27 protein-coding genes are annotated in these 23,559 nt (G+C 66.6%); 15 read left to right on the top strand and 12 right to left on the bottom strand.

Features of this window, described 5'->3' with window-relative positions; translation table 11 throughout:
• From P2Q66_RS15610 to P2Q66_RS15595, 4 genes are all read left to right on the top strand, one after another.
• A partial coding sequence (locus tag P2Q66_RS15610) for a sugar ABC transporter permease (RefSeq protein ID WP_275729580.1) occupies positions 1-932 on the top strand: 932 nt, incomplete at its 5' end.
• Positions 929-1,825 carry a carbohydrate ABC transporter permease gene (locus P2Q66_RS15605; RefSeq protein WP_275729578.1) on the top strand — a complete coding sequence of 299 codons (897 nt, stop codon included), beginning with the start codon at positions 929-931 and terminating at the stop codon, positions 1,823-1,825. The genes P2Q66_RS15610 and P2Q66_RS15605, both read left to right, overlap by 4 nt.
• On the top strand, positions 1,822-2,070 hold the full coding sequence (locus tag P2Q66_RS15600; RefSeq protein ID WP_275729576.1) for a hypothetical protein: 249 nt from the start codon (positions 1,822-1,824) through the stop codon (positions 2,068-2,070). Before P2Q66_RS15605 ends, P2Q66_RS15600 begins: the two co-directional genes overlap by 4 nt.
• A 115-nt stretch (positions 2,071-2,185) precedes the next feature.
• Positions 2,186-3,238, top strand: coding sequence for a LacI family DNA-binding transcriptional regulator (locus tag P2Q66_RS15595; protein ID WP_275729574.1), 1,053 nt, complete (start codon positions 2,186-2,188; stop codon positions 3,236-3,238).
• A 30-nt stretch (positions 3,239-3,268) separates the two neighbouring features.
• On the opposite strand, the gene P2Q66_RS15590 is transcribed toward P2Q66_RS15595, so the two are convergent.
• Together P2Q66_RS15590 and P2Q66_RS15585 are read right to left on the bottom strand one after the other, a co-directional pair.
• Positions 3,269-4,153, bottom strand: a complete 885-nt coding sequence (locus P2Q66_RS15590) for a hypothetical protein (RefSeq protein WP_115526260.1) — start codon at positions 4,151-4,153, stop codon at positions 3,269-3,271.
• 34 nt (positions 4,154-4,187) lie between these two features.
• Entirely contained in the window at positions 4,188-4,994 is an 807-nt protein-coding gene (locus P2Q66_RS15585) for an exodeoxyribonuclease III (RefSeq protein WP_079598410.1), read from the bottom strand.
• A 158-nt stretch (positions 4,995-5,152) separates the two neighbouring features.
• Here P2Q66_RS15585 and P2Q66_RS15580 point away from each other — a divergent pair, with 158 nt between their 5' ends.
• The 4 genes from P2Q66_RS15580 to P2Q66_RS15565 are packed head-to-tail and all read left to right on the top strand — an operon-like array spanning position 5,153 to position 9,537.
• Entirely contained in the window at positions 5,153-6,652 is a 1,500-nt protein-coding gene (locus P2Q66_RS15580; RefSeq protein ID WP_275729571.1) for a CoA-acylating methylmalonate-semialdehyde dehydrogenase, read from the top strand.
• A complete protein-coding gene (locus P2Q66_RS15575; protein WP_275729570.1) occupies positions 6,652-7,776 on the top strand; it encodes an enoyl-CoA hydratase/isomerase family protein in 1,125 nt (374 codons plus the stop codon). The genes P2Q66_RS15580 and P2Q66_RS15575 overlap by 1 nt, the downstream gene beginning before the upstream one ends.
• Positions 7,769-8,764 carry a 3-hydroxyisobutyrate dehydrogenase gene (gene mmsB / locus P2Q66_RS15570; protein WP_275729568.1) on the top strand — a complete coding sequence of 332 codons (996 nt, stop codon included), beginning with the start codon at positions 7,769-7,771 and terminating at the stop codon, positions 8,762-8,764. Before P2Q66_RS15575 ends, mmsB begins: the two co-directional genes overlap by 8 nt.
• The gene (locus P2Q66_RS15565) at positions 8,761-9,537 is read left to right on the top strand and encodes an enoyl-CoA hydratase (protein ID WP_275729567.1); all 777 of its coding nucleotides are present in this window, start codon (positions 8,761-8,763) and stop codon (positions 9,535-9,537) included. The genes mmsB and P2Q66_RS15565 overlap by 4 nt, the downstream gene beginning before the upstream one ends.
• Here P2Q66_RS15565 and P2Q66_RS15560 read toward each other — a convergent pair.
• Positions 9,524-10,516 carry an NAD(P)/FAD-dependent oxidoreductase gene (locus tag P2Q66_RS15560; protein ID WP_275729565.1) on the bottom strand — a complete coding sequence of 331 codons (993 nt, stop codon included), beginning with the start codon at positions 10,514-10,516 and terminating at the stop codon, positions 9,524-9,526. The genes P2Q66_RS15565 and P2Q66_RS15560 overlap by 14 nt on opposite strands.
• A gap of 66 nt (positions 10,517-10,582) precedes the next feature.
• Here P2Q66_RS15560 and P2Q66_RS15555 point away from each other — a divergent pair, with 66 nt between their 5' ends.
• Together P2Q66_RS15555 and P2Q66_RS15550 are read left to right on the top strand one after the other, a co-directional pair.
• Positions 10,583-11,167: an XRE family transcriptional regulator gene (locus tag P2Q66_RS15555; protein WP_275729563.1), complete on the top strand. Its 585-nt coding sequence runs from the start codon at positions 10,583-10,585 to the stop codon at positions 11,165-11,167.
• 97 nt (positions 11,168-11,264) lie between these two features.
• A complete protein-coding gene (locus tag P2Q66_RS15550; protein ID WP_079598438.1) occupies positions 11,265-11,918 on the top strand; it encodes a DedA family protein in 654 nt (217 codons plus the stop codon).
• 40 nt (positions 11,919-11,958) lie between these two features.
• Here P2Q66_RS15550 and P2Q66_RS15545 read toward each other — a convergent pair whose 3' ends face one another.
• Complete coding sequence (locus P2Q66_RS15545; RefSeq protein ID WP_275729561.1) at positions 11,959-12,465, bottom strand: MarR family transcriptional regulator; 507 nt, start codon at positions 12,463-12,465, stop codon at positions 11,959-11,961.
• Positions 12,466-12,593: 128 nt separating this feature from the next.
• Here P2Q66_RS15545 and P2Q66_RS15540 point away from each other — a divergent pair, with 128 nt between their 5' ends.
• Positions 12,594-13,727: an acyl-CoA dehydrogenase family protein gene (locus P2Q66_RS15540; RefSeq protein WP_275729584.1), complete on the top strand. Its 1,134-nt coding sequence runs from the start codon at positions 12,594-12,596 to the stop codon at positions 13,725-13,727.
• A 152-nt stretch (positions 13,728-13,879) separates the two neighbouring features.
• Positions 13,880-14,872: an SDR family oxidoreductase gene (locus tag P2Q66_RS15535; RefSeq protein WP_345795636.1), complete on the top strand. Its 993-nt coding sequence runs from the start codon at positions 13,880-13,882 to the stop codon at positions 14,870-14,872.
• A gap of 35 nt (positions 14,873-14,907) precedes the next feature.
• On the opposite strand, the gene P2Q66_RS15530 is transcribed toward P2Q66_RS15535, so the two are convergent.
• The 5 genes from P2Q66_RS15530 to P2Q66_RS15510 all read right to left on the bottom strand — a co-directional run bounded on the left by P2Q66_RS15530 (position 14,908) and on the right by P2Q66_RS15510 (position 18,438).
• Positions 14,908-15,693 (bottom strand): MerR family transcriptional regulator, encoded by a 786-nt coding sequence (locus tag P2Q66_RS15530; RefSeq protein WP_275729560.1) that lies wholly within the window; start codon positions 15,691-15,693, stop codon positions 14,908-14,910.
• Between the two features lie 69 nt (positions 15,694-15,762).
• Positions 15,763-16,113 carry a hypothetical protein gene (locus P2Q66_RS15525; protein WP_275729558.1) on the bottom strand — a complete coding sequence of 117 codons (351 nt, stop codon included), beginning with the start codon at positions 16,111-16,113 and terminating at the stop codon, positions 15,763-15,765.
• Between the two features lie 133 nt (positions 16,114-16,246).
• Complete coding sequence (locus P2Q66_RS15520) at positions 16,247-16,450, bottom strand: cold-shock protein (RefSeq protein WP_013599688.1); 204 nt, start codon at positions 16,448-16,450, stop codon at positions 16,247-16,249.
• A 132-nt stretch (positions 16,451-16,582) separates the two neighbouring features.
• On the bottom strand, positions 16,583-17,209 hold the full coding sequence (locus tag P2Q66_RS15515; RefSeq protein WP_275729536.1) for a response regulator transcription factor: 627 nt from the start codon (positions 17,207-17,209) through the stop codon (positions 16,583-16,585).
• Positions 17,206-18,438 carry a histidine kinase gene (locus tag P2Q66_RS15510; protein ID WP_275729533.1) on the bottom strand — a complete coding sequence of 411 codons (1,233 nt, stop codon included), beginning with the start codon at positions 18,436-18,438 and terminating at the stop codon, positions 17,206-17,208. Before P2Q66_RS15510 ends, P2Q66_RS15515 begins: the two co-directional genes overlap by 4 nt.
• Positions 18,439-18,636: 198 nt before the next feature.
• On the opposite strand from P2Q66_RS15510, the gene P2Q66_RS15505 reads away from it, so the two are divergent.
• Both P2Q66_RS15505 and P2Q66_RS15500 read left to right on the top strand, forming a co-directional pair.
• Entirely contained in the window at positions 18,637-19,206 is a 570-nt protein-coding gene (locus tag P2Q66_RS15505; RefSeq protein ID WP_275729531.1) for a heme-binding protein, read from the top strand.
• 9 nt (positions 19,207-19,215) lie between these two features.
• Entirely contained in the window at positions 19,216-19,938 is a 723-nt protein-coding gene (locus P2Q66_RS15500; RefSeq protein WP_275729529.1) for an ankyrin repeat domain-containing protein, read from the top strand.
• A gap of 17 nt (positions 19,939-19,955) precedes the next feature.
• On the opposite strand, the gene P2Q66_RS15495 is transcribed toward P2Q66_RS15500, so the two are convergent.
• The 3 genes from P2Q66_RS15495 to P2Q66_RS15485 are packed head-to-tail and all read right to left on the bottom strand — an operon-like array spanning position 19,956 to position 22,577.
• The gene (locus P2Q66_RS15495) at positions 19,956-21,149 is read right to left on the bottom strand and encodes an acetyl-CoA acetyltransferase (protein ID WP_275729526.1); all 1,194 of its coding nucleotides are present in this window, start codon (positions 21,147-21,149) and stop codon (positions 19,956-19,958) included.
• Positions 21,146-21,817, bottom strand: a complete 672-nt coding sequence (locus P2Q66_RS15490) for a CoA transferase subunit B (protein ID WP_079598426.1) — start codon at positions 21,815-21,817, stop codon at positions 21,146-21,148. Before P2Q66_RS15490 ends, P2Q66_RS15495 begins: the two co-directional genes overlap by 4 nt.
• 28 nt (positions 21,818-21,845) lie before the next feature.
• Positions 21,846-22,577: a CoA transferase subunit A gene (locus tag P2Q66_RS15485; RefSeq protein ID WP_275729523.1), complete on the bottom strand. Its 732-nt coding sequence runs from the start codon at positions 22,575-22,577 to the stop codon at positions 21,846-21,848.
• A gap of 176 nt (positions 22,578-22,753) precedes the next feature.
• On the opposite strand from P2Q66_RS15485, the gene P2Q66_RS15480 reads away from it, so the two are divergent.
• Positions 22,754-23,548 (top strand): IclR family transcriptional regulator, encoded by a 795-nt coding sequence (locus tag P2Q66_RS15480; protein ID WP_275729522.1) that lies wholly within the window; start codon positions 22,754-22,756, stop codon positions 23,546-23,548.
• Positions 23,549-23,559 lie beyond the last annotated feature (11 nt).

Raw genomic sequence — 23,559 nt, 5'->3', positions numbered from 1 at the left:
AGGGCAAGTGGGCCACATGGCTCCTTGCCCCCACCATCATTGCGCTCGGCATTGTGATCGTTTACCCGATCATCAGCGCGATCGTCATGTCCTTCCAGAAGGACGCCGGACTCGATCCGGTTACAGGTCTGTTTACGGCCGGCGGCCCGGCGGGCATCCAGAACTATGTGAACTGGCTGGGGCAGCAGTGCGCGGCCCAAGGCGGCGGCACGGTCGCTTGTCCGCCCGGCACCCTCGGGGGCCAGTTCTGGACGGCGACAGGCACCACATTCCTGTTCACGGTGGTTACTGTGGCCTTCGAAACCGTCCTCGGTTTCTGGATGGCCATGATCATGTCCCGGACGTTCAAGGGCCGTGGCCTTGTCCGCGCAGCCGTGCTCGTTCCATGGGCTATCCCCACCGCCGTTACCGCGCAGCTGTGGCTCTTTATGTTCGATTTCAACGGCATCATCAACAAGCTGTTCAATGTCTCCATCCTGTGGACCGGCAGTGAATGGCCCGCAAAATGGGCGGTGATCATTGCCGACACCTGGAAGACCACGCCGTTTATGGCGCTGCTCATCCTTGCAGGCCTGCAGATGATCCCTGCCGAAGTGTATGAAGCCGCAAAGGTGGACGGCACCACGGCCTGGCAGCGCTTCCGGCTGATCACGCTTCCGCTCGTCAAACCGGCCCTGATGGTGGCGATCCTGTTCCGTACCCTGGACGCGCTGCGTATGTTTGACCTTCCGTACATCCTCACCGGCGGTGCCAACAACACCACCACGCTGTCCATCCTGGTGATTAACCAAATCAGGCAAGGGTTCAATTCAGCAGCCGCGTTGTCCACAATTACGTTCATCATCATCTTCCTGGTCGCATTCATTTTCGTCCGGTTCCTTGGTGCGAACGTTGTGGAACAAAGCGGAGCCACCGGCAAGGGGAAGAAATGACAACCACATCTGCCTCCACCGCACTGCGGGCGCAGCAGGACAAGGGGCGTAAAGCTTCGCAGACCCGGGAGAAGTGGGCGAGCGCCCGCACGTACATCAGCGCCGCCGTGATCCTGATCTGGTGCCTTGCACCCGCTTACTGGATGGTGGTGACGGCGTTCCGTGAGGTTGGCTTCACCTACGACACCACGCCGTGGCCGACGCACGTGACGCTGGACAACTTCATCACGGCCTTCGATACCTCGTTCGGCAACAGGTTCGGCCAGGCGCTGCTGAACAGTATTTTCATTGGCGTCACTGTCACTGTGATCTCGCTGGTGATCGGTGTGTTCGCCGCGTATGCACTGGCGCGCCTGAACTTCCGGTTCAAGTACCTGGTTCTGGGCTTCATCCTGGGCGCTTCCATGTTCCCCGGCGTTGCCCTTATCACCCCGCTGTTCCAGCTGTTCACCAACATCGGCTGGATGGGCAGCTACCAGGCCCTGATCATCCCGAACATCTCCTTCGTCCTGCCGCTCACCGTCTACACCCTGACCTCCTTCTTCCGCGAGATGCCGTGGGAGCTCGAGGAATCAGCCCGTGTTGACGGCTGCACTCAGGGCCAGGCGTTCCGGAAGGTGATCATGCCCCTGGCAGCACCGGCCATCTTCACCACCGCGATCCTGGCGTTCATCTCCTCCTGGAACGAGTTCCTGATCGCCAGCCAGCTGTCGAATGAGGCCACGAAACCGGTCACGGTTGCCATTGCCAGCTTTGCCGGCGCGCAGCCCAACCAGATCCCGTACACGGCCATCATGGCCGCAGGCACCATCGTCACCATTCCGCTGGTGATCCTGGTGCTGGTATTCCAGCGCAAGATTGTGGCCGGCCTGACAGCAGGTGCAGTCAAGTGACGGGCGACGCTTCCCGTTCCCGCTCGACGGGGGCGGGAAGCAGCCGCCGGCGTGCCAGGTCCGGCGAGGACTTCGACATCATCATCGGATTCCTCGGTTTTTGGGCGCTGGTCCTGCTGGTCGTCACCGTCTGGATGGAGGTGACGGCCCAGCCCGCCCTCGGCTGGGCCCTTGGCCTGCTGGCAGCGCTCCTGGCGCTGTACGGCATGGTGCGGCTCCGCCGCAAGCTCCCGGCACGCAGGTAACAGGTCACATCCCGCTGCGTTTAACACCATGCCTGGACGGGATGCAAAAATACGAAGGTTTGGGGTAACGCAGGGCGGAGCGCCTTACGCTGCAAGGAGTTATTGAGGGGACACCGTGGCACGCACAACTGAGAGGTCCCAACGGGGCGGCCACAACGGCGTCAGTATCGAGGACGTTGCTGCGGCGGCAGGTGTCTCAACTGCCACCGTGTCGCGGGCGGTCCGGGGACTGCCCCGGGTTTCGCCGGCAACGCGGGAAAAGATCCTCGAGGTTGCCGCGAACCTGGGCTACGTAGCGTCGTCGTCCGCCTCCGGCCTTGCCACCGGCCGCACCAAGACCATCGGCGTTCTGGCCCCGTTCGTCAGCCGGTGGTTCTTTTCCAAGGCCATTGAGGGGGCTGACCGGGAACTCCATGCCCGGCACTACAACCTCTCCCTCTTCAACCTGGGCGGGCACGGCAGCAACCGGGAACGGCTGTTCAGTAAGACCATGGTCTACAAGCAGATTGACGCCCTCCTGGTCCTGTGTATGGCGTTGACGCACGAAGAGCTGGACCACCTGCAGAAGATCGATATCCCGCTGGTTGTGGTGGGCGGCCATGTGGAAGAGTGCGCCTACATCGGCATCGATGACTACGCCGCCGCCTCAACAGCGGTCCGGCACCTCATCGACCTGGGCCACCGGGACATCGCCCTGTTGCATGGCGACGACGAGACTGACCTCAACTTCGATGTTCCCCGCGTACGTATCCTGGCGTTCAAGGACGTGATGACGGCGGCCGGACTTCCCACCCGGCCGGAGTGGGACGAATGGGGCGACTTCACCGTGCGGAGCGGGCAGGAAGCCCTTCGCAGGTTGTGGTCCAGGCCCGGCGGCAAGCCAACCGCCATCTTCTGCGCCTCGGACGAAATGGCCATGGGGGTCATCTTCGAAGCATCCAGGCTTGGTGTCCGGGTGCCGGAGGACCTCTCGGTGGTGGGCATCGATAACCACGATTTTGCCGATCCCATGGGCCTGACCACGGTAGGGCAGCGCCCGGATGAACAGGCGGAGCTGGCCACCAAGATGCTCCTTGACGAACTGGACGGCCAACTGGGATCAGTCCAGTCCGCCGTCGCACCCCACGAACTTATCGTGCGGCGTACCACGGCCCCGCCGCAGGGCTAACAGCCTGCTAAACGCTAAGGCGCGCGGCCGTCAGGACGCGCGGGCCAGTTGCCGGATGGGGATCCACCGGGACGCCAGCCGGCGGTACGCGGCCGCGGCTCCAGTCATGTCGCCCTCCGCAAGGCACTCGATGCCCAGCCGGATGTCCATGGGGGAATCGTCCGGATACACCTTGTCCGCCACGGCGCCATAATCCAGTTCCACCATGGACTCCACGTGGAACTGTTCCAGCCACTCCGTGAGCTGGGCCAGATCGTCCAGCATGTCCAGGTCAGGTGCCGCCAGCGCCAGATTGGCGACCGCGTACCGGGCGCGTTCCAACGCTTCGGTGATGGGCGCCCACACCCGCACGGTCAGGATCCGCCCGGCGGCCTCCACAACGTCCTTGTGGTCCGACTCCATGAACAGCGAGAACCAGCTGAATGGGATTCCCCACGTGGACGCCCGCGTGTGCACCCGGATGGAACCGTCGCGGGCCTTGACCAGGTCGATCCGTTCCTGGTGCCGGTCCCGCTGCTCCTCGGGGATCAACAGTTCGGCCAGCGGACCGTGGATCCCTTCCATCAGGGCATTGGCCGCCAGCCCCGCCCGCAGGACCAGCTGGCTGGGACAGTACAGGAGCACCGGCTCGGCAGCGGCGTCGTCGTCGGACGTTCCGCCCTGGGAAGCCGGCGCCGTGGTGACGCGGACCAGGTCGGTGCGGCCCGTGGGGAACGGATCACCGCCGGAGCGCGTGATGCGGCCCAGGGATGCCAGCAGTTCAGCGTTTTCGACGGCGGCACGCGAGGCGGTGCGTGCGCCGGCGGCCTGGATGGCCGGGCGTTGCTCTTCCGGGAACGCGTCGAGGGGTTCGTAGACGCGCAGGGTCGAGGAGAATGGCAGGCCGGCCTGGCCCCGGTAGAGGTTTCCGGTCATCACGGTCTCCTTGGAAGGGTCCAGGGGGCTGCCATCAATCCGCCAGTTCCACCAGCACGGGGGCGTGGTCCGAGGCGCCCTTGCCCTTGCGTTCCTCGCGGTCGATCGAGGCGCCGGTGACCCGGCCCGCCAGGGCGGGGGACGCCAGGACGAAGTCGATCCGCATGCCTTCGCGCTTGGGGAAGCGCAGCTGGGTGTAGTCCCAGTATGTGTAGACGCCGGGGCCCGGGGTGTAGGGGCGGACTACGTCCGTGAAGCCGGCGGATTCGAAGGCGTGGAATGCGGCACGCTCCGGCGGGCTGACGTGGGTGGACCGGTTGTTCACGAACAGGTCGATGTCCCAGACGTCGTCGTCGAAGGGCGCGATGTTCCAGTCGCCCATCAGCGCAACCTGGGCCTGGGGGTTCTCGGTGACGAGTCCCTGCGCGTGCGTCTTGAGGCTCTCCAGCCACTTGAGCTTGTAGGGCATGTGTTCGTCGTCCAGCGAGCGTCCGTTGGGAACGTAGAGGCTCCAGATCCGGATGCCTGCGCACGTTGCTGCCATGGCCCGGGCTTCCTGCACGGGGTCCTTGCCGGCCTTGCCGAAGGAGGGCTGGTCAAGGAACGTCCGCTCCACGTCTTCGAGCCCCACGCGGGAAGCGATGGCTACGCCGTTCCACTGGTTCACGCCGAAGTGGGCCACTTCGTAGCCCATCCGTTCAAAGAGTTCCCACGGAAAGTTGTCGTCCTTGCACTTGGTCTCCTGGATGGCCAGGACGTCGCAATCGCTGCGCTGAAGCCAGGCTTCAACGCGGTCGGCGCGGGCACGGAGCGAGTTCACATTCCAGGTAGCTATCTTCACAGTTCCTAACTTACCGTGGCGGCAGCACCGCTGGTAAAGCGTGGCTGAAGCCTGGGCGGGCGCTTCCAGGGTCTGAAACGGCGGATGGAACTTAGTAGGAAGTCCGAGTATATTCGCAACCAAAGATGACCTGGACCACATGCGAAGGAGCATTAGCCATGGTGCGCGAGCTCTCCCATTACGTCGGCGGTCAGCAGACCCCCGGAACTTCAGGCCGCTTCGGCGACGTCTTCGATCCCTGCACCGGACGCGTCCAGGCCCGGGTTCCGCTGGCGGGCCGGGATGAGGTGCAGAACGCGGTAGCGGCCGCCGGCAAGGCCCAGGCGGAATGGGCAGCGATGAACCCGCAACGGCGGGCCAGGATCCTGCTCGCCTTCGTGGACCTCGTCAACCGCAACATGGACGAGCTGGCCCGGCTCTTGTCCTCCGAACACGGAAAGACCCTCGCCGATTCCAGGGGAGATATCCAGCGGGGCCTGGAAGTGGTGGAGTTCGCGGCCGGTGCACCCCACCTGCTCAAAGGTGAGTTCTCCAGCGAAGCAGGCGCGGGAATCGACATCCATTCGCTCCGCCAGCCGCTGGGCGTGGTGGCCGGCATAACCCCCTTCAACTTTCCCGCCATGATTCCGCTGTGGAAGTCGGGTCCGGCCCTGGCCGCGGGCAACGCATTCATCCTGAAACCCTCGGAGCGGGACCCTTCGGTGCCGCTCCGGCTGGCGGAACTCTACAGCGAGGCGGGCGTGCCGGACGGTGTGTTCAACGTGGTCAACGGCGACAAGGAAGCCGTGGACGCGCTGCTTGAGGACCCCCGGGTCAAGGCTGTGGGCTTTGTGGGGTCCACACCCATCGCCCAGTACATCTACGCCACAGCTGCCGCGCACGGCAAGCGAGCCCAGTGTTTCGGCGGGGCCAAGAACCACATGGTGGTCATGCCGGACGCGGATCTTGACCAGGCCGCCGACGCCCTGATCGGTTCCGGCTACGGCTCGGCCGGTGAACGCTGCATGGCAATCTCCGTGGCCGTGCCGGTGGGCGAGGATACCGCTGACCGGCTGGTGGCCAGGCTCAAGGAACGGGTCAAGGCCCTCAAGGTAGGGCACAGCCTGGAGGCGGGCACGGACTTCGGTCCCGTAGTGACGGCCGCCGCCAAGGAACGCATCGAAGGCTGCATCCGGGCAGGCGTGGACGACGGCGCCACCCTCCTTGCTGACGGCCGCGGGCTTCGCGTAGCGGGCTATGACGACGGCTTTTGGGTGGGGCCCACCCTCTTCGACCACGTCACCCCGGACATGGCCCTCTATCGTGAGGAGATCTTCGGCCCGGTCCTCAGTGTTGTCCGGGCGGCCGGCTACGACGAAGCCCTCCGGCTGTGCACCGACAACCCCTACGGCAACGGCGTAGCCATTTTCACCCGCGACGGCGATGCCGCCCGCGATTTCGCCACCCGGGTGGACGTGGGCATGGTGGGGATCAACGTTCCCATCCCCGTTCCCCTCGCCTATTACACCTTTGGCGGCTGGAAAGCCTCCGGCTTCGGCGACCTGAACCAGCACGGCGCGGACGCCTTCCGCTTCTACACCAAGACCAAGACCGTCACCACGCGCTGGCCGTCCGGAATACGCCACGGGGCCAGCTTCGTGATGCCGGAGGGAAGCTGATGGCGGGCACTTCCGGCCGCGCGGACAAGGTGCAGGGGGATGCAACCAGTTCCGACGTGCTGTTCGAGCGCCGCGGCCGGCTAGGGGTGGCCACCCTCAACAGGCCCAGGGCAGTCAACGCACTGACCGCCGGCATGGTGGGCTTGCTCCTGGAGCAGCTGACCGCCTGGGCCGATGACGACGGCATAGCCACCGTCCTGGTGCAGGGCGCCGGAGAGCGGGGCCTCTGCGCGGGCGGGGACATCGTGGCAATCTACGAGGACATTCCGCAGGGCGGTGCCCGGACCGCAGCTTTCTGGCAAACGGAGTACCGGGTCAATTCCCTGATTGCGCGTTATCCCAAGCCGTATGTAGCGCTCATGGACGGGCTGGTGCTGGGCGGCGGGGTGGGAATTTCCGCCCACGGATCCGTCCGCGTGGTCACAGAACGCACCCGGACGGGCATGCCTGAGACCACCATCGGATTCGCCCCCGACGTCGGCGGGACATTCCTGCTGGCCCGCGCACCGGGGGAAGCGGGAACCCACGCCGCCCTGACCGGGGCGCACCTGACCGGTCCGGACGCGCTGCACCTGGGACTGGCGGACCACTACGTCCCGTCTGAGCGGCTGCCCGGACTCGTGGCCGCGCTGGAGAAGGAAAGCGCGGAAGACGCCGTCGGACGCTTTACTGCCGTACCTCCGCCCTCGGTGCTGGCCGGCCAGCGCGAGTGGATCGACGCCTGTTACGCCTTCGCCGAGGCCGAGGACATCGTCCGGCGGCTCCGCAGCTGGAACGGACAAGGCACGGCGGACGCGGCACACGCCGCTGACACCATCGAAGGGAAGTCTCCCACGTCGGTCAAGGTCACGCTGGAATCCCTGCGGCGGGCCAGGACACTGGCGCTGGACGAGGCATTGGCCCAGGAATACCGGGTTGGCCTGCGGTTCCTGTCCGGCCCCGACTTCCGCGAGGGCATCCGCGCGCAGGTGGTGGACAAGGACCGCACGCCCCGCTGGACGCCGCCAACGCTCGGGGAGGTGCTTCCGGAACACGTTGCCCGCTTTTTCGAACCGCTGGACGGCAGGGAACTGGACCTCCGTGCAGGCGGGGGACTGCAACTAGAGGAGACGGACCATGTCTGAAAAGTACACCGTGGCCTTCCTGGGCCTGGGGCACATGGGCGGGCCCATGGCCGCGAACCTGGTCAGGGCAGGCTATGGGGTGGCCGGGTTCGACGTGGTCCCGGCTGCCCTCGAAGCGGCCAGGGCCCAGGGAATCCCGGTTGCGGGCAGCGCCACGGAGACACTGAGGGGTGCTGACGTGGTGCTGACCATGTTCCAGAGCGGCCAGCAGGTGCTCGACGCCTACCGCGGAACCTCCGGGGAGCCGGGCCTGCTGGCAACAGCCGCTCCCGGGACCCTGTTCCTGGACTGCTCCACCATCAACGTTGACGAGGCACGCGAGGCGGCGCGTCTGGCTATCGAGGCAGGCCACCGCTCCGTGGACGCCCCGGTCTCCGGCGGCGTAGTGGGCGCCGAAGCCGGAACCCTCACCTTCATGGTGGGCGCGGACGCGGAAGACTTCGAGGCCGTCCGCCCGCTGCTGGAGGTGATGGGCAAACGCGTGGTGCACTGCGGGGCACACGGGGCAGGCCAGGCCGCCAAAGTCTGCAACAACCTCATCCTGGGTGTGTCCATGATCGCCGTCAGCGAGGCCTTCGTGCTCGGCGAAAAGCTGGGCCTGACCCACCAGGCCCTCTTCGATGTTGCCTCGGCCGCTTCCGGGCAGTGCTGGGCCCTGACCACCAACTGCCCGGTGCCCGGCCCTGTTCCCGGCAGCCCGGCCAACCGGGACTACCAGCCGGGATTCGCCGGCGCGCTCATGGCCAAGGACCTCAACCTCGCGGTCAACGCCCTCCGCAGCACCGGGGTGGCGGGACGGATGGGCCCCCTCGCCGCCGAAATCTACGATACGTTTGCCGCGGAAGGCGGCGCCGGCCGGGACTTCTCCGCGATCATCACCGATATCCGGGAGAAATCCGGAAACCAGGGCGCGGATGCCCCGGGGAAGGCGCCGGCAACGCCTGCGGCGCCGGCCACGACAGCACACGACGACGGGAGCCCTGAATGACGGAGTACGCCAACATCCTGGTGGAGCAGCGGGGCCGGGTGGGCCTGGTGACACTCAACCGGCCGCAGGCGCTGAATGCGCTGAACAAGGCCACCATGGAGGAGCTGGTTTCCGCCGTGACCGCCATGGATGCCGATCCCGGGGTGGGAGCGGTGGTGATCACCGGATCAGGCAAAGCGTTCGCCGCCGGCGCCGACATCAAGGAAATGGCGTCCCAGGGCTATATGGACATGTACGCGGCTGACTGGTTCCGGGGGTGGGAGGATTTCACGCGGCTGCGCATCCCCACTGTCGCCGCGGTGTCCGGGTTTGCCCTCGGCGGAGGGTGCGAACTGGCCATGATGTGCGACCTCATCATCGCCGGGGACAACGCCAAGTTCGGGCAGCCGGAAATCAACCTGGGCGTCCTCCCCGGCATGGGCGGGTCCCAGCGGCTGACCCGGGCCGTGGGCAAGGCCAAGGCGATGGACCTGATCCTGACCGGCCGGTTCATCGGGGCGGAGGAGGCCGACCGGTGCGGCCTGGTATCACGGGTTGTTCCTGCCGAGGACGTTGTGGCCGAGGCGCTCAAAGCCGCCGACGTTATCGCGGGCAAATCCAAGCCCGTGGCCATGGCGGCCAAGGAAGCAGTGAACGCCGCCTTCGAAACCGGGCTCGCCCAGGGGGTCCTGTTCGAGCGCCGGCTCTTCCATTCCCTCTTTGCCACAGAGGACCAGAAAGAAGGCATGGCGGCGTTCACGGAAAAGCGCCAGCCGGACTTTAGGCACCGGTAAGCGCCAGGGACTCCCGGTAGGCGCTGACGTCGCGGTCCAGTTCTTCAGCCATCAGGTGGTTGTTGATCACGACGGCGGTCCACGCCGCGGCTGCGGCGGACGCCAGCACCTGCGCCCTCAGGTCCGTGACGTTGCCCGCTGCCCAGACGCCGGGCACGGCGGTGGCGCCATCGGCGTCGGTTTCGAGGTAGTCACCGATGCCCATCGGGTGCGCTGTGGCGGACAGGCCCAGGCCGGAAAACGCCGCGAGGCGGGAATGGACCCGTGCTCCCACAACCACGGCGTCCACCGCCACCTCCGGTCCGCCCGCCAGCGCCACCCCGCGCAGGGCATCGTTTTCCACCCTCACCGCTTCCACGGCGCCTGCAACCACCTTGACCCCGCGGGCGGCCAGCTGTTCGTGCTCCCCGTCCGAGGGATCCGTCCTGTCATTGAGGAACAGGGTGATGTTGCTGCTCCACTGCCGGAACAGCAGGGCCTGGTGCACCGACCACGGGCCGTTGCCGAGGATGCCGATGGCCTGGTCCTGCACCTCCCAGCCATGGCAGAAGGGGCAGTGCAGCACGTCCTTGCCCCACCGCTCCTGAAGCCCCGGAATGTCCGGCAGCTCATCCACCAGTCCGGTGGTGACCAGGAGTCGCCGGCCGCGAAGCTGCCTCCCGTCGTCGAGCGTCACCTCGAAGCCCCGGCGCACGTCGCCGCTGGTGGCCATTACCTCACCCCGCACAACCACGGCACCGTAGTGCTCCGCCTCGGCACGCCCGATGGCCAACAGCTCTGCCGGGTCGATGCCGTCACGGGACAAAAAGCCATGCACACCCTCTGCCGGAGCGTTCCGTGGCTGGCCGCTGTCCACCACCGCCACTGAACGCCGGGTACGGCCCAGCATCTGGGCTGCGCTCAAGCCGGCAGCACCGCCGCCCACTATCACGACGTCATAGATGGAATCGGCACTCTTGGTATTTCCCTTTTCAGTCATGGATTCATCGTGTGCCCCTTATGGAACTGTTGGCAAAGTAATTTGCTGGTATGGCAAAATTCGAGGATGGATGAAAACCTCGACGACGTGCTGGCGGCTGTTGGCCCGCGACTGCGGGCCCTCCGCCTCAGCCGCGATGTCACGCTGACCGCGCTGGCACAGGAAACCGGAATTTCGGTGAGCACGCTGTCCCGGCTCGAAGCCGGCCAGCGCCGGCCAAACCTGGAATTGCTCCTGCCGCTGGCAAAGGCACACCAGGTCCCCCTGGACGAGCTGGTGGGCGCGCCGGACACGGGCGACCCCCGCGTACACCTGCGGCCCATCGTGGCGAGGGGCATGACCATCGTTCCGCTGACCCGGAAGCCGGGCGGCATCCAGGCCTACAAGCACATCCTGCCTCCCGGGCCGCTGGAGGAGCCCAACCCCCAGGTGCACGAGGGCTACGAGTGGCTGTATGTGCTCAATGGAAAGCTGCGCATGGTGCTGGGAACCCAGGATCTTGTCCTCCGCTCGGGGGAAGCCGCCGAGTTCGACACGCGGATACCGCATTGGTTCGGCAGGGCCGACGGAAAGGCCGTGGAGTTCCTGAGCCTGTTCGGGACGCAGGGGGAGCGGATGCACGTGCGGGCCAAACCGGCAGGGAAACAGTAGGGGGTTTTCCCGGCTGCCAGCTTGCGCTCAGGACCGTAAGGTAGAAAAGACCGGCAGGAGCCGCAGAGGCGATGCAGCGGGAATCGGGGGAGAGTTGATGTTGGTGACAGCGACGGGGGCCGCAAGCCCGACTGACGGGCTGGGCGGACTGGTGGGCGTTGCGGCGCGGGCCATCGACAGCCTTGGCGAATGGGGCGTAGGCGCATTCACCCTTGCTGAAACCGTGGTGCCGCCCATCCCCAGCGAGGTGATCCTGCCGCTCGCCGGGTACCTGGCCAAGCAGGGGTCCCTGAACCTGGTCCTCGTTTTTGTCACGAGTACCCTTGGCGCCTATCTGGGAGCGCTCTTGCTCTACTGGCTCGGAGCGAAGCTGGGGCTGGAGCGGTCCATCCGCGGCCTGTCCAAACTGCCCCTGGTGGACCGTGAGGACTTCGAGCATGCGGCCGGGTGGTTCCGCCGCCACGGCAGGTCCTCCATTTTCTTTGGCCGGCTCCTTCCGGGGGTGCGCAGCCTGATCTCCCTCCCCGCCGGTGCCGCGTCGATGCCGCTGGGAACTTTCAGCCTGTACACCCTGGCCGGCAGCGGGCTGTGGAACGGCGCCCTGATTGGCCTGGGGTACCTGCTGGGCACCCAGTACCGGCTGATCGAGCAGTACTCCCGGTTCCTCAACTACGCGGTGTACGCCGCCCTGGTGGTCACCGTGGTCCTGCTCGTTGCCAGGCGGGTCAAGCGGGCGAAGGCCCGGCGCTGACCTCTGCTTGACCATGGCGCTGACCCTGTGAAGGCTCCCGTCAATCGGCGAAGTCGCCGGCATTCCGCCGGAAATCCCCGAGGATCCGGATCAACTGGTCAACGTCGCCGGGACTGAACCCTGGATCGCTGAACACCTCACTGTTCAGGGCCGCCGTCGAACGCTTCGCCAGGCTGCGCCCCTCACCGGTGAGCTCGATGAGAGTGGTGCGGCCGTCCGTGGGATGTGGTGAGCGGGCCACCAGGCCGGCCCGTTCAAGCCGGTCCACGGCGTTGGTGATGGAGGTGGGGTGGACCTGGAGCAGGGCGCTGGCCTTCTTCATGGGCAGCGAGCCCTTCCGCGCGAAGCTCAGCAGCGCCAGGAGTTCGTAGCGGGCAAACGTGAGGCCGAACGGTTTAAGTGTTGCTTCGATCCTGGCCAGGAGGATCTGCTGGGTGCGCATCACCGCCGTAATGGCGGCCATGGGCGCGGCAACTTCCGGCCAGCCATGCTCTTCCCAGTTGCGCCGGGCGTCAGCAATGGGATCGCGGGACAACGGAGTACCCATGCCAGCCCCTTTCCGAAAAGCCTGTGAATATACTAGGACATCCAACGGTTTGGCGAGGGAAGGGATCGTAGCCCGTGCAGCCCCAAAGACGTGGCGGCGGCGAGCCGCCGTTTCCCGACGCGGACCTGATGCACATCGTGGAGCTCCTGCCGCCTCCGGAGCGGGAACGGTATGCCCGCATCCGGGAGTTCCTCCAGGCGTCCGTCCGCCAGGCATCCGTCGAATACTGGAACCGCGAGGAATTTCCCTTCGGCCTGCTGGCGGACATGGGCAGGCATGGGCTGGGCGCCCTGCAGGTGGACGGCAGCTCGGCCCTGTTCAAAGGGCTGATGTACGTGGAGATGGCCCGCGCCGATGTATCCCTCTCTGCCCTGGCCGGCATCCATAACGAGCTGATTGTCGGCATGGTCGGCCAGCTGGGATCCGACGAGCAGAGGCGCCGCTGGCTGCCCGGCCTCAGGAACTTCGCCCAGCTGGGGGCCTTCGCCCTGACGGAGCCCGGCCACGGCTCCGACATCTCCAGGGGGCTGGAGGCTTCCGCCCGGCGGGCAGGCACCGAATGGATCCTGAACGGGGAAAAACGCTGGATCGGTGCCGGAACCATCGCCGACTTCGCGCTGGTGTGGGCCCGGGACGAGGCGGACCAGGCCATCAAGGGCTTCATCGTGGAAACCGACCGTCCCGGCTACTCGGCCACCAAGATCTCCAACAAAATCGGGCTGCGCATCATGCAAAACGCCGACATCGTGCTGGAGGACGTCCGGATTCCGGCTGGCAACCTCCTCCCGGGGGCCGCCGACTTTGCTTCAGCCAATGGGCTGCTGCGGGATTCGCGTGCCTGGGTGGGGTGGCAGGCGGCGGGGATCCAGCTGGCGGCCTTCGATGTTGCCCGGGAGTATGCGCTGGAGCGCCGGCAGTTCGGCAGGCCACTGGCGGGATTCCAGCTGGTCCAGCAGCAGCTCGCGGACATCCTGGGCAACGCCTCGGCGTCGCTCTCGCTTATGGTGCAGCTGGCACGGATCCAGGCGGATGGCACGCTGGAGATGGCGCAGGCCGCCATGGCAAAAGCCACCACCACCCGCCTCGCCCGTTCCTCGGTGGCCATGGGCCGCTCGCTGCTGGGTGGCAACGGCATTAGCAGCGACTACGAAATGGCCAAGCTGTTCGGGGACGCCGAAATCCTCTACACCTACGAAGGCAGCTACGAGATCAACTCGCTTCTGGTAGGGCGGGCAGTCACCGGCATCTCTGCGTTCACCTGACAGGGGTGCCTTCACCTGACAGCCTGCGTTCATCTGACAACGCTTAAGGGGTGGCTGGAACGTTGTCCCGCGGGCCGTGCCTCGCTAGCATCGAAGAGGTAAGCCTACTTAGTTTTCTGGCTCCACGTTCGGTGGGGGTGCGGGAAGGAATCATGATGCGGGTCAAGGATTCTGTGGTGGTTATTACAGGCGCTTCAAGCGGCATCGGCCGGGCCGCCGCACTTCGCTTCGCGGGCAAGGGTGCGCGGCTGGTGTTGGCTGCCCGCGGGGCGAAATCCCTCGAAACAGTGGCCAGGGAGTGCAGGAAGCGCGGCGCCAAGGTCATTGCGGTTCCCACCGATGTCACTGATCCTGACGCGGTGGAGGAGCTGGCGGCGCGGGCCGTCCGGGAGTTCGGCCGGCTGGATGTTTGGGTCAACAACGCGGCCGTGGGTGCTTTTGGCCGGCTGTGCGAGGTGCCGCCAAAGGAGTTTCAGCGCGTCCTGGACGTCAATATTTCCGGCTATGTCAACGGTGCACGGGCGGCACTTGCCCGCCTGGCAGCCCAGAACTCGGGCGTCCTGGTCAATGTCGCCTCGATCGTGGGGGAAATTCCGTTGCCTTACTCCGCCGCCTATTCCATCTCCAAAGCCGCGAACCGTGCCCTCAGCGTCAGCCTGCGTTCGGAACTGGCGCGCGACGGAGTGTCCGGGGTGAAGGTGTGCAGCGTCCTTCCGGCCACCATTGACACCCCCTTCTATCAGCATGCAGCAAACTACTCCGGCCGCCGGGCGGTGGCGATGCCTCCCGTGTATACCCCGGAGCGGGTGGCGAAGGCCGTGGTCAAGGTGGTAGCCCACCCGCGCCGCGAAACCGTCGTGGGAGGACTGACCGGACGGCTGCTCGTCCTGCAGCACCGTGTTACCCCCGGTGCCGTCGAGGCCGCCACCGCCCGCCAGGTGGACACGAGCCAGCTTTCCCGGCGGCGGTCCACCCCGGTCACTGCCGGAAACCTGCACCAGGCGTCGGAGGCACTTCGGAAGGGAACCGTCCGTGGAGGCTGGGGCGGCGGATGGCGGACTGCCGGGCGCAGGGCCATGGTCGCGGCAGCTCTTGCCGGCACCGTCGCGGTTGCCGGCAACCGGCTGGCCAGACCGTTGCGGTAGGAAACATTGGCCTGAACCGTAGCCTTCAGCCGCTCCTACAGGTTCCTCTCAGCGAAGATGCGCAGGGCATCCCGCACAAAGCCGGCACCCTCCTCACCTCCGTAATTCGCGGCAAACCGGGGGTCGGCAACGTACATGTCCGCGAGTCCGGTCACGTAGCCCTTCGTGTCCCCGCCGTTCTCCGCGGCAGGCGTACCGGGGATGGATTCCAACCATGCAACGTGGCGCCGGGCGAGGTCCTGCGCTTCGGGGCTCTCGGGGGCTGCGCCCGAACCGGCGGCGGCCAGCCAGTCCTTCCCCAGCTGTTCGGAGCGGGCCTTCCACTCCCGCTTCTCCGCCTCGCCCATTCCCCGCCACCAGGAATCGCTCTTCGCATAGGCTTCCTTGCCCCAGCGTTCCTCCACCTCGTCCTTGTACTGCGTGTGGTCGAAGCCGTCGAACATGTTTTCGGCCATGAGTTCGCCTCCTTCTTGTGCTGTTTCGATCGTTTGCCGGACGGACAGGATTTGCCGGGACAGCCTGTCCTGCTCCTGCCGCAACCATTCCAGGTGGCGGGTCAGCGCCTTCACGGCATCCGTCTGCTGGTGGAAGACCTCCGCGATGGCGGGCAGCCCCAGGCCCAGCTCACGGAGGAGCAGGATCCGCTGCAGCTGCACCAGGGCAGTGCCGTCGTAGTAGCGGTAGCCGTTGCTGCCCACCCGGCTCGGCTTCAGCAACCCGATGTCGTGGTAGTGGCGGAGGGTCCGGCTGGTGGTGCCGGCCATCCTGGCCACGTCCTGGATGGACCAGTCCTTTGCTGTTCCGGTCCCGGTTTCTTCCATGATCCGAGCGTACGGGTTGACGCAGCGTCAAGGTCAAGGGGTGCCGGCGGGGAGGGGCGATGGGCCCTGTCAACCGGCCGGGCGGTTCCGCGGCGTGCCCTTCCGGGGCCGGCGGTTCCGGGCTTGGGCCACCAGCCGGGTGAACGCCAGGACGAAGACCGCTTCGATCAGGAGCATCAGGCCCACCAGCAGCCACTGTTCCTGGGAGATGAAGACAATGCAGCCGGTGAGCGCCAGGACTGTGCCCAGGGCAAGGGTGTAGGTGGCGAAACCCACGGCAACCCGGGCGCTGCGTACCCCCGTGCGGAAGCCAAAACCCAGGGGCTCACCACCGGGGTGCCCGGGAACCCGGTCCGGCGCGGCGGGCCCAAGGGAATCGAATTCTTCCCACGGATCCTTGTCCTGGCCTTGTCCGGTCATGCCTCAATTATCCCAAAAAGGCGTCCGGCGCGGGCGGCAGCGAACCCCCGGAACGCAAAACAGCGGCCCCTCCAACAAGTGCTGGAGAAGCCGCTGGATGGTAGCTCCGGCAGCCGCCGGAGTTTTCCAAGTCTTAGAGCGGGCGGATGTTCTCTGCCTGCGGGCCCTTGGGGCCCTGGGTCACATCGAATTCGACCTTCTGGTTTTCGTCCAGTGAGCGGTAGCCGCTGCTGGCGATTGCCGAGTAGTGGGCGAAAACGTCAGCGGACCCGTCATCGGGGGCAATGAAGCCAAAACCCTTTTCGGCGTTGAACCATTTAACTGTGCCTGTTGCCATGGCTGCATTCCTTCATGTGACTCTGATTCTCTCTCCGGGTTTTCACCCCGGAGTGTGCGGAGAACGTCCCCCGCTGTCCCCAACGTACGGGGCTGGCGGCCTGCTTGCAAGGGTAAACACGGTTTCACCTGGTCAGCGCATGCCTTCGCGGCGTATTGCCGTCGCAATTGCGGCCGCCCTGGTTTCCACTCCGAGCTTGGCGTAGATGTGCGCGAGATGGGTTTTGACGGTGGCTTCGGAGATGAAAAGGCGCTGGCCCAGTTCGCGGTTGCTGAGGCCTTCGGTGAGGAGGCTGAGCAGTTCGGCTTCCCGGGGAGTCAGGATCTCGTCCGGGTTGCGCAACTGCTGGAACAGCCGGGACGCCACCGGCGGGCTCATCACGCTTTTGCCCTGGACGGCGCCGCGGATGGCCGCGAAAATTTCTTCCGGAGCGGCATCCTTCAGCAGGTACCCCATGGCGCCGGCATCCACTGCCCGCACAATGTCAGCGTCAGAGTCGTAGGTGGTGAAGACCAGGATCGCCTGCCGGCCGTTGCTTTCGCGGATTCGGCGGATCGCCTCGATGCCGTCCATTCCCGGGCCCATGGCCAGGTCCATGACCACAACGGCCGGCGAATGCTCCTGGACCCGTTCGAGGGCTTCCTCCCCGGAGGAGGCCTCCGCCACCACGTCGATATCCGGCTGGGTCCCCAGCAGGGCACGCAGGCCGCTGCGCACCACCAGGTGGTCATCCACCAGCAGTACAGTGATGGCGTTCATGCGCTGTCCTCCGCATCCTGCCGGGCGGCCGGCGCGGGGAGCTGGGCCGCCACGATGGTGCCCTCGCCCGGGGCGCTTTCCACCGAGAAGACACCGCCCAGTTGCTCCACCCGCTGCCGCATCGCCCGCAGGCCGTAGCCTCCGGCGTCCGACGGCGGTGCTGCCGCCGCCGGATCAAAGCCGGCGCCGTCGTCGTAAATGTCCAGCGTGACGGCCTCCGGGAGGAAGCCGAGGGTCACGGTGGCGGCACTGGCGGAGGCGTGCAGCCTGACATTGGAGGCCGCACTCTGGACCACCCGCAGCAGCGCGTGGCGGACGTCGGCGGAAACGGGCCGCGGCTCGCCGGTGACCAGGAGCCGGGCCTCCGGAACATACTGCCTGGCGGCGAGGAGAAGCGCCTCCGGCAGGGGCGAGGAGTCCAGGCCGGGGGAAGCAAGCTCGTGGACCAGGCTGCGGGTTTCGGACAGGTTCCCCCGCAACAATGTGGTGGCCTGCCGGAGGTCAGCCTGGGCGGCGGCGCTTGGCCAGGCCCGTCCTGCAGCCTCCAGCAGGAGCAGGCTGCTCGCCAGCCCCTGGGTGACGGTGTCGTGGATTTCCCGGGAAACCCGTTCGCGTTCGGCGATGGTACCGGCCCGGCGCTCGCTGGCGGCCAGCTGCCCCTGGGCGCGCGAAACCTCCGCGTGCAGGCGGCGCTGTGCCTCGGCGTCGTGCTGGATGCGGTCATAGACCAGGGTCAGCATGAGGCCAACGGCCAGCGGCCCCAGCAGCATGGCAAGGTCAGTGCCGCTGCTCATCTTGAACAGCCCGGCGGCAGTGGCGGCCGCCGTGGTTCCTGCCGCGACGTACGCAGCGGTGCCGGACAGCGCGCTGCGGCAAAGGAAAAAGAGTGCGAAAGAGCACCAGGCAAAGCTGGGCGCCGCGATCACCAGGACCGCCCAGACGGCCACCAGCGCGAACATCCACGCCATCCCGGGCCTGCCGCGGCCGGCGAGCACGGCCACCGCGGCGTACAACAGGGAGGCTGCCGCAGCCAGGCCCAGGATCAGGAGATTGTCCGCGGGGCTGTGCCGCATGACGTAACGGACCACGGATGCCACCAGGAGCACCGCAAAACCGAGATGCACCGCGGTGTCGATGCTGCCCAGCCCGGCGCGGCCTGGGTTCCGGGGGACCGGGTCTGCAGACGCGGCAGCAGCGGCCGGCGCAGCGCCGTGAACTCGGGTAGGCATGGGATGTCCCGTTCTGTGGTGGGGAACGCTCCCTCCCATGCTATTGCCCCCGCCGTTGCAGGGCTCTCAGCCATTTGGCTGATACGGCTGGCCTTTGGTCGGAGCAGTGTCCAGACGAAGGCCCGATGGCAGGCGCCGGCGCGGCCGGAAGGATGGATCCGTATCCACCCTGAAAGTTTGCCGATCCGAGGAGACACCATGAAGAAGTCCCACAAAGCACTTGCCGCAGCAGCCGCCGGCGCACTTGTCCTCACCGCCGGGGCCACTGCGGCCGCCAACGCCGGAACCGGCTCCGCGCCCGTGGCTGTCCCTGCCGTGGACATCGCGCCCGCGCCGGAGACCGTCGTCCAGCAGAACCGCATCAGCGTGGGGGCCTCGGCCACTGCCGTGAGTGCCGCGCTGGCCAAGTGCCAGGCGGACAAGCTTCCCTTTGTCACGGTGGCCCTGGTGGACCGGTTTGGAACCGTCCAGGCTTTGCTCCGGGGTGACAACGCAGCAGAACACACCATCGAGGCCGCCAAGCAGAAGGCGTACACGGCCGCCGCCTTTGGTGCCCCCACCAGCGAACTCGCCAAGCGGATCAACGGAACCGGCCCCTCCATCGCCGACCTCCCGGGCACCCTCTTCCTGGCTGGCGGCGTTCCGCTGAAGGTCAATGGCGTGTCCGTGGCCGGCATCGGCGTTGGCGGGGCTCCCGACGGCGCCCTCGACGAAGCCTGCGCCATGGCAGGGGCGAACGCGATCCCCGGCGCGGGGACTGCCAAGTAGGCTTCCCGTATGAGGCGCTTGAGGGGTGCGGCTGTGGTGGTCGCCGGCGGGCTGGCGGTGTTCCTTGCCGCGTGCCAGGCACCGCAGGGCGGTCCGCAGGATGTGCAGTCCAGTGCAGTTGCACAGAAGCCGGCATCCACCAGCCAGGCACCTGCCAGCCCAGCACCCGCCCCGGATCCAACGCCATCCTCAGCGCCGGCTCCCGGCACGGTGTCCCCTCCGGCCCTGTCCGCAGAAGAACAGGCACAGCTGGACCAGGAGCTGATTGCCGCCGCGAAGGCCAACAACGCGCCTCTTGTGAAGGAGCTGATCAGCCGCGGCGGCAACGTCAATGCGAAGGACTCAATCCAGGATTCCGCGTTCCTCTATGCCGGCGCTGAAGGATTCAACGTGGTGCTGCAGCTGACCTTGGCCGCGGGTGCGGACGTGGCCAGCATCAACCGTTACGGCGGCACTGCCCTGATTCCGGCCAGCGAACACGGCCATGTGGAAACAGTCCGCATCCTGATCGCCGCGGGAGTCCCGGTCAACCACGTCAACAACCTGGGCTGGACCGCCATGCAGGAGGCCATCCTCCTGAACGACGGCGGGCCGCGGCAGCAGGAGGTGGTACGCCTGCTCCTCGAAGCCGGGGCGGACCCGGACATCCGCGATCCCGAAGGGCGGACCGCCCTGCAGAACGCCGAGCGGCTGGGCTTCGCGGAGATCGCAGCGCTGATCCGCGGCCGGTAGCTCCTGCCGCGTTGCTTTCAGACGGCTTCGAGGATGCTGACGTAGTTGGCGATGCCCACGCCGCCCATGTTCTGGACGGCGGCGCGGCGCGGGTTCCCCAGCTGCATGTCGCCCGCGGTGCCGGTCAGCTGCATCGCGGCCAGGACATGCTGGGATACGCCGGTGGCACCGACCGGGTGGCCCTTGGACTTGAGGCCGCCGGAGAGGTTGATGGGCAGTTTTCCGTCCTTGTACACCCAGCCTTCCTCGAGGACGCGGGCGCCCTGGCCGGGTTCGGCGAGGCCCATGGCCTCATACATGAGCAGTTCGGCGATGGTGAAGCAGTCGTGGACTTCGGCGAAGTCCAGGTCCTGAAGTCCGACGCCGGCCATCGCCAGGGCGCGCTGCCAGGACACCCGCGTGGCTTCGAACGCCGTGGGGTCCCTGCGCGCGGCGGGGAAGAAGTCGTTGGCCTGGCCGAATCCGGCAAGCCGCACGGGCGCAGTTGCCCCGCCCGTGGGTGAGCTGGACAGCACGACGGCGGCGGCGCCGTCGGAGACGGGGGAGCAGTCGGTGCGGCGCAGCGGGTCGGCCACCATGGGGTTCTTGTCCGAGACGGTGCGGCAGAACTCCTCGCCGAGGTCCTTGCGGAGCTGCGCGTAGGGATTGTCCACGCCGTTGCGGTGGTTTTTTGCGGCGATGGTTCCCAGCACGTCGCCCAGTCTCCCGTCGGCGTCGTAGCGCTTTGCGTAGTGCTTGGCCACCTCGGCGAAGAGGCCGGTGAATCCGGTGGTGGAGGCCTTGCCGGCCATGTCGTAGTCTGCGCCCAGCAGCCCGGCGCCCACCACGTCTGCTCCGGCGTGGGTCATCTTCTCTGCCCCGATGACCAGGACCGTCTTCGCGGTGCCCGCCAGCAGGGACTTAGTGCCCTGCTGGAACGCTGCAGATCCTGAGGCGCAGGCGTTCTCCACCCGGGTGGCGGGCACGTTTGCCAGCTCCGGGGAAACCTGCAGCGCCAGGGAAGACGGGAAAGCCAGGGGCATCATGCCGGAGTTGAACTGGCCAATATAGATCTCGTCGATCTGCCCGGGCTCAACCCCTGCGGTGGTGATGGCGTCGGTTGCCACCTGGACAATCAGCGATTCGAGGGTCTCCTCGGTGAGCTTGCCGAATCGGCTGTGCCCCCAACCGGTGATCAGGACGTCCTTGCCGAACTGTTCCTGCAGGCTCATGCGATGGCTCCTTCGCGCTCGAGGGCGATGTCGAATTCCGCGTCGGTCTTGTCATGGATCTCGCCCAGCGTCACGCCCGGCGCCAGGCGGGTGAGCGTGAGCCGCCGCCCGCCGTCGTCCTTCTTGACGAGGTCGAAGACGGCAAGGTCGCTGATGATCCGGTCCACGCAGCTCAGCCCGGTCAGCGGAAGAGTGCATTCGCGTACGATCTTCGCGGTGCCGTCCTTGGCGTTGTGTTCGGTGAGGACCACTACCCGCGGTGTTCCGGCCACCAAGTCCATGGCGCCGCCCATGCCCTTGACCATTTTTCCGGGGATGGTCCAGTTGGCCAGGTCCCCGTTGCCGGAAACCTGCATGGCCCCCAGGATGGCCACCTTGACGTGCCCCCCGCGGATCATGCCGAAGGAGGTGGCTGAGTCGAAGATGCTCCCGCCGGGCAGCACGGTCACGGTCTGCTTGCCGGCGTTGATGAGGTCCGCGTCCTCCTCGCCCTCGTACGGGAACGGGCCCATGCCCAGCAGGCCGTTTTCGCTTTGCAGGACCACGCGCACGCCCTCGGGGAGGTTGTTGGCCACGAGCGTGGGGATGCCGATGCCCAGGTTCACGTAGTCGCCGTCGTTCAGTTCCTCGGCTGCGATTGCAGCCATTTCATCCCTGGTCCAGGCCATGGGTTTCTCCTTCAGTGTTGTTGGGCGCTTAGACGGACAGTGCTTCGGTTTCAACGGCAACAGGGCGCTGCCGGACGGTGCGCTGCTCGATGTCCTTGGTCCGGGCTGTGGCCTGCACGAGGCGCTGGACGAAGACGCCCGGCGTCACCACGTGGTTCGGGTCCAGCCCGCCTGGCTCCACAATCACCTCGGCCTCCGCGATGGTCAGCCTGCCTGCCGTGGCGACCACCGGGTTGAAGTTCCGTGCGGTGTAGCGGTAGATCAGGTTGCCGTCCGTGTCGGCAGTGTGGGCGTGGACCAGTGCGACGTCGGCAGTGATGGCGCGCTCCCGGACGTACGTTTCGCCGTCGAACACCTCGTGCGGCTTGCCCTCCGCAACCAGGGTGCCCACGCCCGTTTTGGTGTAGAAGGCGGGAATGCCGGCGCCGCCGGCGCGGAGGCGCTCCGCCAGGGTGCCCTGCGGCGTGAACTCCACTTCGAGGCGGCCGGCAATGTACTGCTCAGCGAACAGCTTGTTTTCCCCAACGTACGAGGCAATGACCTTCCGGACCTGGCCGGCTTCGATCAGGACGCCCAGGCCCTTCCCGTCCACCCCCATGTTGTTGGACACCACGGTCAGGTCCTTGACGCCGGAATCGCGGACGGCTTCGATGAGGTCGGCCGGAATGCCGCTCAATCCGAAGCCTCCAACCGCGAGGGTCATACCGTCTTGCAGTGCGTCCCGGAGGGCATCAGCGGCGGATGCTTGGAGCTTGGTCATGGCGTCTCCTCATCGAGAATTTGGTTTGTCCACTTTGTGGATGGATGATCTGAAAACTGAGGCTACGGGCGTCGCTTGATGGGTGTCAAGGGTTGTATTTCCATGCTCTTTGCCGCTTTTTACACTGTGGACGATATGCTGACCTCTATCCATATTGTGGACATGTGAGGTGGAAAATGAGCAATCTTCCCGTGCAGGGCGCGCAGGTGGTCAGCCGCATCGCCGGATTATTACGGCTGGTGGGACGGAGCGCTGACGGCATGTCCCTGGCGGGGCTGGTGAGCGAATCGGGCCTCACCCGGCCCACCGTCCACCGGCTGCTGTCCTCCCTGGCATCGGAAGGGCTGTTGGACCATGACCCGGCGAGCGGCAACTGGGTGCTGGGACCGGAAATCCTCCTGATGGGTTCCGTTGCGTCCGCGCGGTTTCCCCTGGAGGACATCGCCCGCCCCAGCCTTCGCCGGCTGGCCGAAGCCACCGGTGAGAGCGCCTTCTTCTCGATCCGCCGCGGCGCGGAAACGGTGTGCCTGCTGCGGGAGGAGGGAAGCTTCCCGGTCCGTTCCTTCGTGCTGCACGAGGGGGTCCGGTTCCCCCTGGGCGTCGCCTCCGCCGGAACCGCCATCATGGCTTTCCTGCCGGAGGCTGAGCAGGAGGAGCTGCTGGACGGGTGGACGGGCCACGCCGGAGCCTTCGCTGCCGGCCACCCGCGCGAGCTGGTCCGTGAAAACCTCGCGCGGACACGCCTGCACGGCTACTCGGTGAATCCCGGGCTGGTGCTGGAGGGAAGCTGGGGCATGGGCGCTGCGGTGTTCGACCCGTCCGGCCGGCCCGCATGGGCGCTGTCCCTGACCGGCATTGAGCCGCGCTTCCGGCCCGACCGCCAGGAAGAACTGGGCGGCCTCCTGATGGCGGAGGCCCACCGGATTACCCAGCAGCTGGGCGGGGAGGGAAAGGGGACGCGGCCCCGCTGAGTCTCCCCGCC

It is taken from the genome of Arthrobacter sp. Cr_A7 (genome assembly GCF_029222765.1).
Classification (GTDB): domain Bacteria; phylum Actinomycetota; class Actinomycetes; order Actinomycetales; family Micrococcaceae; genus Arthrobacter.
This window is presented reverse-complemented; position numbering and strand designations above follow the sequence as displayed.